Raw genomic sequence first — 12,453 nt, forward strand, 5'->3', positions numbered from 1 at the left:
GTCCAGCACCCCGCGGTGGCCGCCGCGCCCGCCCCGGCGCCGACCACCCCGCTGCCGACCGTTCCCGCGCAGGCCATTCCCGCGCAGGCCATTCCCGCGCAGGCCATTCCCGCGCAGGCCATCCCCGCGCAGAGCGCGCCGCTCGGTCCTGTGCAGCCCGCTCCCGTACAGGGCGGCCCCGCGCAGGCCGGGAGCGGGCCGAGCGTTCCCGCGCAGGCCGGGAGTGGGACCGGTCGCGCCCTGCCGGGGCAACCCGCACCGCAGGGGCCGTACGTGGCGTCGGAGTCGGGCGTCCCGCAGCAGCCGGGTGCTTCCGTGCCGTCGGGTCCGTCCACGGGGCAGGACCCGCACCCCGCGGCCGGGGTGGTGCCGCAGGGCGTGTCCGGCGAGGTGCTCCCGGAGGCCGGTTTCCCCGATGCGCGACCCCCGGCCGACCCCTGGCAGCGTTACGACCCCTGGGCGCCCGCCCAGCCGCCTCCCGCGGCACCTCTCCAGCTGAGCGGCGCCGCCGGGCCCGGACCGCGGCAGGGGCGCCGACGCGTGCGGCGCGGCGCGGTCGTCGGCGCGGCGCTGCTCGCCCTGGTCGCGGGCGGTGTCGGCGGCGTCGTAGGCGCGTATCTGGAGGGCAACGGCGCCCTCGGGGACGTGGAGCTGCCGCAGTCCGGCGCGGAGCCGTCCGGGCGGGCTCCGGACAGCGTCGCGGGCATCGCCGCGCGGGCCCTGCCCGGCGTCGTCACCCTGCATGTGAGCGGCACCGACGAACAGGCCACCGGTACCGGCTTCGTGCTCGACACCCGGGGCCACATCCTCACCAACAACCACGTCGTGGCGCCCGCGGGCAAGGACGGCCGGATAACCGTGGTCTTCAACGGCGGCGAGACCGCCCGCGCCGAGGTGGTCGGGCACGACAGCGGCTACGACCTCGCCGTGGTCGAGGTGACCGGCGTCAGCGGTCTCAAGCCCATCCCGCTCGGCAACTCCGACGGCGTCCGGGTCGGCGATCCCGTCGTCGCCATCGGCGCCCCCTTCGACCTGGAGGGCACGGTCACCTCCGGGATCATCAGCGCCAAGGAGCGGCCCATCACCGCGGGCGGCGAGGCGGACGGCAGCGACGTCTCCTACGTCGACGCCCTCCAGACCGACGCACCCATCAACCCCGGCAACTCCGGCGGCCCCCTCCTCGACTCCCGGGCCCGGGTCATCGGGATCAACTCCGCCATCCAGTCCGCCGACGGCGGCTCGGACTCCGGCACCGGCCAGGCCGGTTCGATCGGCCTCGGCTTCGCCATACCCATCAACCAGGGCAAGCGCGTCGCCGAGGAGCTGATCAACACCGGCAAGGTGACCCACCCGGTGATCGGCGTCACCCTCGACATGGACTACAGCGGAGACGGCGCCCGCATCAACACCGCGAGCGGCGGTGGCAGTTCCCCGGTCACCGCGGGCGGCCCCGGCGCCCGGGCCGGCCTGCGGGCGGGCGACGTCATCACCGAGGTCGACGGCCGGCGCATCCACTCCGGCGAGGAGCTGATCGTCAGGACCCGCGCCCACCGGCCGGGCGACCGGCTGGAGCTGACCGTCGAACGCAACGGCAAGGAACGGAAGGTCACCCTCGTACTCGGATCCGCGGGCGGCGACTGATCCGCCCGTGGACGGGGCCGGGGTCGGCCGAGATCGACAGAAACCTCACAGGTCGGGCCCGAGCCCTGGTCCGGCCGGGCGACCCCGCCGAAAACCGGGCGTTTACCCACACTCGAACACCCCGGGACGGTACCGGTCGGACAGGTGGGACGGGTACCGTGGACCCGGCTCGGACCACGGACGACCACAAATGACCACAGAGGGTCGAGGACTGAGGACATCGCAAGGAGCTTCAGGTGTTCAATGACATAGGACCGCTCGAGCTACTCACGCTCGTTGTCCTCGCCGTGCTCGTCTTCGGTCCGGACAAGCTTCCGAAGGTCATCCAGGACGTGATGCGCACGGTCCGGAAGATCCGCGACTTCTCGGAGAGCGCGAAGCAGGACATCCGGCAGGAACTGGGCCCCGAGTTCAAGGACTTCGAGTTCGAGGATCTCAACCCCAAGACCTTCATCCGCAAGCATCTCGACAACGACGAGCTGGGGATCAAGGAGATCCGCAACGGCTTCGACCTGAAGAAGGAGATGGCCGAGGTCACGGACGCGGTGCACAGCACCGACAGCTCCTCCTCGGCCTCCTCGTCGTCCCCGTCCGCCGGTTCCACGGGCGGCCGGATCGACATGACGAAGAAGCCCGAGGGCCCCGGCGCCGACGAGGAGCGCCCGCCCTTCGACGCGGACGCCACCTGAGCGCCGTATCTGCGCCGTCGAACCTTTGACGCGTCACGTACGCCACCCGGCGTACGTGACGCGTTTCATATGCCGTCAGGGCCCCGCACGGCCCGAACGGGACCCCGGAGCGCCCCGCGCGCCGGGCGGTTTCCCGGCTGCCCGCGGCGGGATGGATATGCTGCCGAGTTGTTGCGCGGACCGGACGAGTACGCCCGTAGGGGGGCGGGCCGCCCGGATCCGACGAGAGCGAGGAGGCGTCCGGGCACATGGAGACGACAAGTGGGGCGGTCGCGCAGGCGCCGGCCACGGAGGGTGGACAGCAGGCCCCCGCCGCCTGGCGTACGGTCGACGGCTACCTGCCGGCGACCTTTCCCTGGTACGGCCTCGACGAGGCCTTCACGGGGCCGCGCTGGCTGATGCAGGTCGGCGCGGCGGCCGACGGCACGGTCGAGCACGGGTCGATCGGACACGGTGAGGAGCCGTCCGTCCGCCACGAGTCGACCGAGGACCGGGAGCGCTTCGCGGTCGTGGTCACCGTCGCCGCCAACCCGGTGCGGCACAGCCCGGACGGCACCGGCGTGCTGGAGGCCACCTCGGTGTCCTCCGCGGCCTGGCTCGCGGGCGTGGGGCTGCTGTCCTTCACCTGGCCCGGCCAGATGGACCACAGCCTGCGCGACTCCTGGCTGGACCAGCAGACCGAGACGGCGTGGGTGCTGGCCGACGACCTCTCCGGGCCGGACTGGTCGACGCTGTCCCTGCCGGTCGACGGTGTGCCGACGTCGTTCCACTACCGGGAGTCCGAGTTCGGCTGGGTCCTGGCCGGCTCGACCGAGACGGGCGTCCACGTGGGGGCGTACGGCCGGGGCATGAGCGCGTACGGTCTGGGCTTCGCCGTGATCAAGGACATCACGACGTACGCCTAGCCGAGGCACGGCAGCACGTCAGCACGGCGAAGGGGGCCGTCCCGGGCGGGACAGCCCCCTTCGCCGTACCGGTGCTAGAACTTGTTCCTCGGCGTGATGCCCAGGGACAGCCCCGAAAGACCGCGCTGGCGGCCGCCCAGCTTGCCCGCGATCGCCCGCAGGGCCGAACCGGCCGGGGAGTCGGGGTCGGTGAGGACCACCGGCTTGCCCTCGTCGCCGCCCTCGCGCAGCCGGACGTCGATCGGGATGTTGCCGAGGACCGGGACGGTCGCGCCGGTCGTGCGGGTGAGGCCGTCGGCGACCGTCTGGCCGCCGCCGGTGCCGAAGACGTCGACCATCTCGCCGCAGTGCGGACACGGCAGGCCGGACATGTTCTCGACCACGCCGACGATCTTCTGGTGGGTCTGCACGGCGATGGAGCCCGCGCGCTCGGCGACCTCCGCGGCCGCCTGCTGGGGCGTGGTGACGACCAGGATCTCCGCGTTCGGGACCAGCTGTGCCACCGAGATGGCGATGTCGCCCGTGCCCGGCGGCAGGTCGAGCAGCAGCACGTCCAGGTCGCCCCAGTAGACGTCCGCCAGGAACTGCTGGAGCGCGCGGTGCAGCATCGGGCCACGCCAGACGACCGGGGCGTTGCCCGGGGTGAACATGCCGATCGAGATGACCTTCACGCCGTTCGCGGACGGCGGCATGATCATGTTCTCGACCTGGGTGGGACGGCCGTCGGCGCCCAGCATCCGCGGCACCGAGTGGCCGTAGATGTCGGCGTCCACCACGCCCACCTTGAGACCGTCGGCGGCCATCGCGGCCGCCAGGTTCACCGTCACCGACGACTTGCCGACGCCGCCCTTGCCGGACGCCACCGCGTAGACCCGGGTCAGGTTCCCGGGCTTGGCGAAGGGCACCTCGCGCTCGGTCTGGCCGCCGCGCAGGGCGGTCGCCAGCTCCTTGCGCTGCTCGTCGCTCATCACGTCGAGGGTGACGTCGACGCGCGTGACGCCGTCGACCCGGGAGACGGCCTCCGTCACGCGCTGCGTGATCGTGTCGCGCATCGGGCAGCCGGAGACCGTCAGGTACACGGTGACCGCGACCGCTCCGTCCGCGCCAATCTCCACCGATTTGACCATCCCCAGTTCGGTGATGGGTCGGTTGATCTCGGGGTCGTTCACCGTCGCCAGTGCCTCGCGCACCGCGTCTTCCGTAGCCATAAGGACGATGGTACGGCGCGGGGCCGGGGCCCCGGGAAGCCCGTCAACGGTCGTCTATGTCACGTACCGGTGGCCGATCCGACCGTTCTGCCGGGAATGCGAGGTGTCCGTTCGTGCGCCGCTCCTCCAGCTCCTTCGTCACGTCCTGGAACTCGGAGCGGATCCAGTCGCGGGTGGCCACCTCGCCCAGACCGATGCGCAGCGCGGCGATCTCGCGGGTGAGGTACTCGGTGTCGGCGATCGACCGCTCGTTCTGCTTGCGGTCCTGCTCCAGGTTGACCCGGTCGCGGTCGGCCTGCCGGTTCTGCGCGAGCAGGATCAGCGGGGCCGCGTAGGAGGCCTGGAGGGACAGCATCAGGGTCAGGAAGATGAACGGGTACCTGTCGAAGCGCAGATGGTCCGGCGCCGAGACGTTCCACACCACCCACAGGATGATGACGACCGTCATCCAGACGATGAACCTGCCGGTGCCCAGGAACCGCGCGATCCGCTCCGACAGCCGGCCGAAGGCCTCCGGGTCGTACTCGGGCAGGATCCGGCGCCGGGGCGGGCGCGGCTGGTCCAGCCGGGCGCGCGGCCGGCCGGCGGCGGTGGCGCCCACGGGCGTCCGCTCGCGGACGGTGTCGCGCTCGCGCTCAGGTGCCATGGCCGGCTGCTTCCTCGTCCGCTTCCTCGTCGAGGTGGAACTCCGTCTCCCGCCAGTCCTCCGGCAGCATGTGGTCCAGTACGTCGTCCACGGTCACCGCGCCCAGCAGCGAGCCGGCCTCGTCGACGACCGGCGCCGCGACCATGTCGTACGTCGCGAAGAAACCGGCGACGACCGGCAGCTCGGCGTCCGGTTCGAGGGGGCGCAGATCGTCGTCGATGATCGCGCTGACCAGGGTGTACGGCGGGTCCCGCAGCAGCCGCTGGAAGTGGACCGTGCCGAGGTACTTGCCGGTGGGTGTGTCGTCGGGCGGCCGGCAGACGTAGACCTGGGCGGCCAGCGCGGGGGAGAGGTCGGCGTTGCGGACCCGGGCGAGGGCGTCGGCGACCGTGGCGTCCGGGCGCAGCACGATCGGCTCGGTGGTCATCAGACCGCCCGCGGTGTGCTCCTCGTACGACATCAGGCGCCGCATGTCGGCGGCGTCGTCGGGCTCCATCAGGCTCAGCAGCCGCTCCTTGTCCCGCTCCGGCAGCTCGGACAGCAGGTCGGCCGCGTCGTCCGGGTCCATCGCCTCCAGGACGTCGGCGGCGCGCTCCTCCTTGAGCTTGCCGAGGATCTCGATCTGGTCGTCCTCCGGGAGCTCCTCCAGGACGTCGGCGAGCCGGTCGTCGTCGAGGGCGGCGGCGACCTCGGCGCGCCGCTTCGCGGAGAGGTGGTGCAGGACGTTGGCGAGGTCGGCGGGGCGCAGCTGCTCGAAGGTGGCGAGCAGGCTCTCCGCGCCCTGTCCGTGCTCCTCCAGGGAGAACCCGGTCACGGCGGACCACTCGACGGTCAGCGTCTCGCCCTTGTCGCGCCGGAAGGCGCTGCTCTTGCGCCCCTTGCGCACGAAGATCCGGTCGACCTCCCAGTCGCGGCGGGCGGGCAGCTGGCGTACCGACAGGTCGAGCACGGTGACCTGTTCGTCGGTCTCGGTCAGCGTGACGCGGCGGTCGAGGAGCTCGCCGAAGACGAGCCGTTCGGTGGGGCGCTGTTCGAAGCGGCGGACGTTGAGCACGCCGGTGGTGATGACCTGGCCGGACTCGATGCCGGTCACCCGGGTCATGGGCAGGAAGATACGGCGGCGGGTCGACAGTTCCACGACCAGTCCGAGCAGGCGCGGGGGCCGCCGTGCGACGCGCAGTATGACGACCAGATCGCGCACCCGCCCCACCTGGTCGCCGTTCGGGTCGAAGACGGGAACGCCGGCGAGGTGCGAGACGAAGATCCGGGAGGAGCCGGCTGCCATCACTCACCGCTCCTTCCGTCTGTTTCAGTCTGTCCTGAATTGCCCGCTCGGGTGGGGTTCAGGCTAGCCCGTACTGATCGGCCACGCCCTGGTGAGCGGTCCGGACGGACTGGCTCCACCGGCCCCGGACGGCCCCGGTACGCTGCCGTACTGCGTCGAGGACCCGTGAGAGAGAGGCAGCCCCGTCTGTGACTGCGATTGCCCAGGGCCGCGGCCGTCGGGCCGCGCTGGTGAGCGCGCTGTGTGCCCTGGTCGTGAGCGGCACGGGACTGACCGGGTGCAGTTCGGACCCGGACGCGGGCACGAACGGGGTGGGCAAGCTGTCCGCGGGGCAGATCGAGAGCAGGACCAGGAAGGCGGCCGAGTCCGTGGACGCGGTGCGGCTGTCGGGGACCGTGGTCGCCGGCGGGAGCACCTACACGCTCGACATGCGCCTGAAGCCCGACGGCGGGACCGGTTCGGTCACCTCGAAGGGGGCGACCTTCCATCTGCTGCGGATCGACGAGCAGCTGTACCTCAAGGCGAACGCGGAGTTCTGGAGCCACGAGGACGGCAAGGCCGGCGGCGGCACGGACACGGCGGCCGCCGACAAGCTCGACGGCAAGTACGTGAAGGTGCCCAAGGACGACCCCGCCTACCAGCGGTTCAGCGGCTTCACCGACAAGGACGTCCTCCTCGACGGCCTGCTGACCCTGCACGGCACGCTCGGCACGGACGGCCACCACGAGCAATCGGGCGTACGCACGATCCGCATCACCGGCGACCAGGGGTCCGGCGGCACGCTGGACGTCTCCCTGGAGGGCAAGCCGTACCCGCTGCGCCTGGAACGCGCGGGCGGCGCGGGAACGATCGCCTTCTCCGACTGGGGCAAGGACTTCGCGGTGAAGGCACCCGCGAAGGACGACACGGTGGACTACGGGCGGCAATTGCCCACGTCGTAGCGGTCGCCCGCGTCGTGGCGACCGCCCGCGTCGTGACGGCTGCCGCCGGTCGACCCCGGGCGGGGGCCCGGCGCAGCCGCTAGCGGCGTCCACGCTTCTTCAGCAGCAGCCGGGGCAGCCCCGCCGGAACGGGCTGCCGGGTGGTCGCCGGGGACGGCGCCGGCGCTTGGGCCAGCGAACCCTCGGGAAGCGGCGCCGTCGCCCCCGTCGGCTCCAGCCGCAGCACCCGGCACTCGCGGGACCAGCGCTCCGGCATGGCCTCGCCGTCGGGCGCGTTCAACCGCTTGCCCTTGAGCTCGGCGACCGCCGCCGCCCAGTCCTCGGAATCCGGCGCGAGCTGGACGACCTTGGCGGTCCAGGAGACCAGCCGGCCGCCCTTGTCCTTGCTGCGGACGGTGACCTCGGCCTCGGACCCGTCGGTCAGCCCCGGCAGCGGTTGTTCCCCGGGTCCGTCACCGACGAGGTGTGCCGCGCCCTCGTGCCACGCGTGCCACAGCGCCCGTGCCGCCGGAGCGCCGGCGCCCCTGACCCAGATGAGGCCGGACTTCTTGGTGGCCTCCTCGACGAGGGCCAGGTCGAGGAGGGCCTGGTCGAGCGACTCGCTTGTCATGGGCTCAGCCTATCCAGGGCCCGTCACAGCCAGCCGTTGCGCTTCAGCGTGCGGTGGATGCCCACGCAGAGGGCGACCATCGCCGACATGACCACGGGGTAGCCGTACTTCGTGTGCAGCTCCGGCATGTAGTCGAAGTTCATCCCGTACACCCCGCACACCATCGTCGGTACGGCGATGATCGCGGCCCAGGAGGTGATCTTCCGCATGTCCTCGTTCTGCGCGACCGAGGCCTGCGCCAGGTTGGCCTGGAGGATCGAGTTGAGCAGTTCGTCGAAGCCGACGACCTGCTCCTGGACCCGGGCGAGGTGGTCGGCGACGTCCCGGAAGTACTTCTGGATGTCCGGGTCGACCAGCCGCATCGGCCGCTCGCTCAGCAGCAGCATGGGCCGCAGCAGCGGCGACACCGCGCGCTTGAACTCCAGCACCTCGCGCTTGAGTTGGTAGATCCGGCCGGCGTCCGTGCCGCGCGGGCTGCCCTTGCGGCCCGGCGAGAACACCTCGGTCTCCACCTCGTCGATGTCGTCCTGCACGGCGTCGGCGACCGCGATGTAGCCGTCGACGACGTGGTCGGCGATGGCGTGCAGCACGGCCGACGGACCCTTCGCGAGCAACTCCGGGTCGTCCTGGAGGCGGTGGCGCAGCGCGCGCAGCGAGCCCTGACCGCCGTGCCGGACGGTGATGAAGAATTCCCGGCCGGTGAAGCACATGACCTCGCCGGTCTGGACGACCTCGCTGTTGGCGGTGAGCCGGTCGTGCTCGACGTAGTGGATGGTCTTGAACACGGTGAACAGCGAGTCGTCGTAGCGCTCCAGCTTCGGCCGCTGGTGCGCCTGCACGGCGTCCTCCACGGCCAGCGGGTGCAGTCCGAACTCACTGGCGATACCGGCGAATTCGGATTCGGTCGGCTCGTGCAGCCCGATCCACACGAAGCCGCCGTCGCGCCGCACCAGACGCATCGCCTCGTGCGGGGTCAGCGGCTTCGCGGTGGCGACGCGGGCCCCGTCGCGGTAGACGGCGCAGTCGACCACGGCGGACGGCGTCGAGGGGTCACGGGTGGTGTCGTAGGCACCGCCGTCCAGTCGCGCACCGTCCTGGTGCAGTCCGTCCTTGCGCGGCGACACGCGGGAAGGGCGGACCGCGGCGCGCAGGTCGCGGATCATCGACATGGGCAGGCTCCTTCGCAACGAGCAACGAAAGGCCGCCGGGGCACGGGTGGAACTGCCCGGAATGGGGACGTCCTGAAGGCGTCTCCCTGCCCTGGGGCAGGGGAAGGATGTTTGGTACGTCCACAAAGCGGGGAGCACCGCACCGTTGCGGTGGCGAGCTTCGCTGCTGATTCAGATCAGACAGATCAGGCAACACGAAACGAAGTGCTCTTCCGTAGCGATACGGATGCGAGAGGTGGCAGCCAGACCAGAGCCAGAGCAGCTACATCAGCGGCCGGAAGAGCGGGTGGTACTGCCAGGTCGACTTCGGTCCATTGCAGCCCCACCTCCTCCGGCCGGTCCCTCGTAAGGGAGTCCCATTCGGCGTCGGGGCCTGATCGCGACGCTTCAGCGCGCTGCCCCGAACCACCGGGCAAGAGTATCAGCCGACTGAAGTGTCAAGTCGCTGCTTTGCCCTGTGCTGACGAGTTCTATGCTCACCGCATGGCTGATGTTCTTCCACTGGTGGAGGCCCGGTTGTGTACCGCGCTGGGCGAGCCGGACGCGCGCGCCGCGGTCACCTTCCTCGGTACGGACCGCATCGAGGTGCTGCGGTTCCGGGACGATTCCCGGGAGGGTGCCGTCGTCCGGTACGCCACGCTGGGCATGTCCGCGCAGCCCATGGCGGACCCCACCGCGATGGTCGCCGATCCGGTCAAGGGCCCCCGCGCCGAGCTGGTCCTGTCCGTCCGCGCCGGGGTCGCCGACACCGACAAGGTGCTGCGCTCCCTCGCCGTGCTCGCCGCTTCCCCGCAGGTCGAGGGGCTGATCGTGACCCCGGGCGCCTCGCTCGACGTGGGGGAGCCGCTGTGGCCGGGCGCCCCGTTCACCTCGGTCCTGGTCGCCGAGCCGGGCGGGCTGGTCGAGGATCTGGAACTGGACGAGCCGCTCGACCCCGTACGGTTCCTGCCGCTGCTCCCCATGACCCCGAACGAGGCCGCCTGGAAGCGGGTGCACGGCGCCCAGGCGCTCCAGGAGCGCTGGCTGACGAACGGGACGGACCTGCGGGATCCTTCCCGCAGGTCCGTCCCGCTGGAGTGAGCAAGCTCACCAACATCCGCCCGGAAAGCGCCGGTTGACGCGAGGCGCGCGGCGCGGCCGGTGCGCTCAGCCCGCGAGGACGGTGACGCCGTCCTCGGCCGCGTGCCGGGTCTCCAGTTCCTCCGCCTTGTGATTGAGCGCGTCGCGTCGTACGAAGACCACCACCGCGCCGACGACGGCCGTGACCGCCGCGATCACGAACGGGATGTGGACGTTGCTCCACTCCTCGATCTTCGGCGCGAAGAAGGGTGCCGCGGCGGCCGCGAACCAGCGCACGAAGTTGTAGCCCGCGCTCGCCACGGGACGCGGCGCGTCCGAGACGCCGAGCGCCAGCTCGGTGTAGACGGTGTTGTTCACCCCGATGAAGGCACCGGACAGGACGGTGCAGACGACGGCCGTGGTGTGGTCGCCGTAGCCGAGGACGAGCACGTCGGCGCCGAGCAGCACGAGCGAGCCGCCGAGCACCTTCAGCGAGCCGAACCGCGCCTGCATCCGCGGGGCCACCAGCACCGAGAAGACGGCCAGCAGCACACCCCAGGCGAAGAACACGGCCCCCGACCTGTAGGGGGTCATGTTCAGCACGAACGGGGTGAAGGCCAGCACGGTGAAGAACGTGTAGTTGTAGAAGAACGCCGAGACCGCGGCCGAGGCGAGACCGCCGTGCCCGAGCGCCTTGATCGGGTCGAGCAGCGAGGTCCTGCGGGCGGGCTTCGGCTGCTCCTTGAGGAACGCGGTGATGCACAGGAAGCCGACCGCCATCAGGAACGCGGTGCCGAAGAACGGGTAGCGCCAGCTGGCGTTGCCGAGCACGGCGCCGAGCAGCGGGCCGCACGCCATGCCGAGGCCCAGGGCGGACTCGTACAGCAGGATCGCGGCGGCGCTGCCGCCGGCCGCCGCGCCGACGATCACGGCGAGGGCCGTGGAGACGAAGAGCGCGTTGCCCAGGCCCCAGCCGGCCCGGAAGCCGACGAGTTCGGCGACCGAGCCCGAGGTGCCCGCGAGGCCCGCGAAGACCACGACGAAGGCCAGGCCGAGCAGCAGGGTCCTGCGGCCGCCGATGCGGCTGGAGACGAAGCCGGTCACCAGCATCGCGAAGGCGGTGATCAGGAAGTACGAGGTGAAGAGCAGGGAGACCTGGCTGGCCGTGGCGTTCAGGCCCTGGGCGATGGACGGCAGGATCGGGTCGACGAGACCGATGCCCATGAACGCGACGACCGAGGCGCCGGCCGTCGCCCAGACCGCCTTGGGCTGTCGCAGGAGGCCGCCGGCTCCGGCGTCGAAGGGGTCCATTGGGTTCTCCGATCGGGGGAAGAAGATGGTTGGCGTTTACACATATTAGATTAGCGTGGCTAACTAATGCAAGATGCACGTAGTTTTTGGCGGGGGTCGGCCGGTGACGGACCGCCGCGGGTTCCGTCCGGACGGGTGATCGTCCTTGACGTGGGCCTGCGCGGGTAGGACCGTGGGGCCCTATGAGGGGCGAACCCAGTTGCCCGAAGTGTGGTGGCCGGGTCAGGGCTCCCGGACTCTTCGCCGATTCCTGGCAGTGCGATGTCCATGGCGCGGTGCATCCGTTGCAGCCCGTGATCCCGCCCAGCGTCGAGGCCCTCAGTGTCGTGGTGCACCGCACCCAGGTGCCGGTGTGGATGCCGTGGCCGCTGCCGGTCGGCTGGCTCTTCACGGGGGTGGCCTACGCCGGTGACGACCGCAGCGGCGGCCGCGCCACCGCCGTCGCCTGCTCCGGACCCGGCCCGCTCGGCGGCATGGGGGAACTGATCCTGGTCGCGGAGGAGCTCGGGGTCGGCCTCGGCGCCCGCTACGCGGGAATCGACGCGCCGGACCCGGGGCCGTACATGAACGTCGAGAAGCCGCCCCAGGCCAAGGTGCTGGCCGCCGGCCGCCCGACCCCGCTCTGGCATGTCACCGGCGCTCCCGTCGACCGTGCCGTGTTCGCGGGCGAGGCGCTCGGACTGTGGCTCTGGGCGGTGGTGTGGCCGGAGCAGTCAGGGCTGCTGATGTACGACGAGCTCGTGCTGACCGATCTGCGCGACGCCGGGGCCGAACTGGACCTGGTGCCCTGCGGCGCCCTGTCGCCACGGCTGCTGGAACCGTAGGGCCCTGTCGGCATCGTCGGGGCCGTCGGAGTTCCGGGGCCCGGTGCGGTTGTCGGCGTCGCGGAGCCCGCTGTCCGGCTTCTGTAGGGGGCGTACCCGGACTTCGGGTGTGACAAGGCGGGGGTCGTCCTCCCGCTATGCTGGAGCGTCCGCCCCGTCCCGCCC

Annotated in this window: 12 protein-coding genes; 6 read left to right on the forward strand and 6 right to left on the reverse strand. The window is 71.4% G+C overall.

Features of this window, described 5'->3' with window-relative positions:
- The 3 genes from FNH09_RS39215 to FNH09_RS39225 all read left to right on the forward strand — a co-directional run.
- A partial coding sequence (locus FNH09_RS39215; RefSeq protein WP_420802828.1) for a S1C family serine protease occupies nt 1–1,641 on the forward strand: 1,641 nt, incomplete at its 5' end.
- A 236-nt stretch (nt 1,642–1,877) separates the two neighbouring features.
- Entirely contained in the window at nt 1,878–2,330 is a 453-nt protein-coding gene (locus FNH09_RS39220; RefSeq protein ID WP_162469768.1) for a sec-independent translocase, read from the forward strand.
- 248 nt (nt 2,331–2,578) lie between these two features.
- On the forward strand, nt 2,579–3,235 hold the full coding sequence (locus FNH09_RS39225; protein ID WP_152894648.1) for a hypothetical protein: 657 nt from the start codon (nt 2,579–2,581) through the stop codon (nt 3,233–3,235).
- Nucleotides 3,236–3,309: 74 nt separating this feature from the next.
- Here the strand turns inward: FNH09_RS39225 and FNH09_RS39230 are convergent, their stop codons facing one another.
- The 3 genes from FNH09_RS39230 to FNH09_RS39240 are packed head-to-tail and all read right to left on the reverse strand — an operon-like array spanning nt 3,310 to nt 6,374.
- Nucleotides 3,310–4,443, reverse strand: coding sequence for an Mrp/NBP35 family ATP-binding protein (locus tag FNH09_RS39230; protein ID WP_152894649.1), 1,134 nt, complete (start codon nt 4,441–4,443; stop codon nt 3,310–3,312).
- A 43-nt stretch (nt 4,444–4,486) separates the two neighbouring features.
- Nucleotides 4,487–5,089, reverse strand: a complete 603-nt coding sequence (locus tag FNH09_RS39235; protein ID WP_152894650.1) for a DUF1003 domain-containing protein — start codon at nt 5,087–5,089, stop codon at nt 4,487–4,489.
- Entirely contained in the window at nt 5,079–6,374 is a 1,296-nt protein-coding gene (locus tag FNH09_RS39240; protein ID WP_152894651.1) for a magnesium transporter MgtE N-terminal domain-containing protein, read from the reverse strand. The genes FNH09_RS39235 and FNH09_RS39240 overlap by 11 nt, the downstream gene beginning before the upstream one ends.
- Nucleotides 6,375–6,562: 188 nt before the next feature.
- On the opposite strand from FNH09_RS39240, the gene FNH09_RS39245 reads away from it, so the two are divergent.
- Nucleotides 6,563–7,315, forward strand: coding sequence for a hypothetical protein (locus FNH09_RS39245; RefSeq protein ID WP_162469769.1), 753 nt, complete (start codon nt 6,563–6,565; stop codon nt 7,313–7,315).
- 79 nt (nt 7,316–7,394) lie between these two features.
- Here the strand turns inward: FNH09_RS39245 and FNH09_RS39250 are convergent, their stop codons facing one another.
- Together FNH09_RS39250 and FNH09_RS39255 are read right to left on the reverse strand one after the other, a co-directional pair.
- Nucleotides 7,395–7,925, reverse strand: a complete 531-nt coding sequence (locus tag FNH09_RS39250) for a hypothetical protein (RefSeq protein WP_152894652.1) — start codon at nt 7,923–7,925, stop codon at nt 7,395–7,397.
- Between the two features lie 23 nt (nt 7,926–7,948).
- Nucleotides 7,949–9,094: a magnesium and cobalt transport protein CorA gene (locus FNH09_RS39255; protein ID WP_152894653.1), complete on the reverse strand. Its 1,146-nt coding sequence runs from the start codon at nt 9,092–9,094 to the stop codon at nt 7,949–7,951.
- 483 nt (nt 9,095–9,577) lie between these two features.
- Between FNH09_RS39255 and FNH09_RS39260 the strand changes: the two genes are divergently transcribed.
- Nucleotides 9,578–10,174, forward strand: coding sequence for a suppressor of fused domain protein (locus tag FNH09_RS39260; protein WP_152894654.1), 597 nt, complete (start codon nt 9,578–9,580; stop codon nt 10,172–10,174).
- Between the two features lie 66 nt (nt 10,175–10,240).
- Here the strand turns inward: FNH09_RS39260 and FNH09_RS39265 are convergent, their stop codons facing one another.
- The gene (locus FNH09_RS39265) at nt 10,241–11,464 is read right to left on the reverse strand and encodes an MFS transporter (RefSeq protein WP_152894655.1); all 1,224 of its coding nucleotides are present in this window, start codon (nt 11,462–11,464) and stop codon (nt 10,241–10,243) included.
- A gap of 182 nt (nt 11,465–11,646) precedes the next feature.
- Between FNH09_RS39265 and FNH09_RS39270 the strand changes: the two genes are divergently transcribed.
- Nucleotides 11,647–12,288 carry a DUF6758 family protein gene (locus FNH09_RS39270; protein WP_152894656.1) on the forward strand — a complete coding sequence of 214 codons (642 nt, stop codon included), beginning with the start codon at nt 11,647–11,649 and terminating at the stop codon, nt 12,286–12,288.
- Nucleotides 12,289–12,453 lie beyond the last annotated feature (165 nt).

The sequence above is a fragment of the Streptomyces adustus genome (genome assembly GCF_009377175.1).
GTDB classification, from domain to species: Bacteria; Actinomycetota; Actinomycetes; order Streptomycetales; family Streptomycetaceae; genus Streptomyces; species Streptomyces adustus.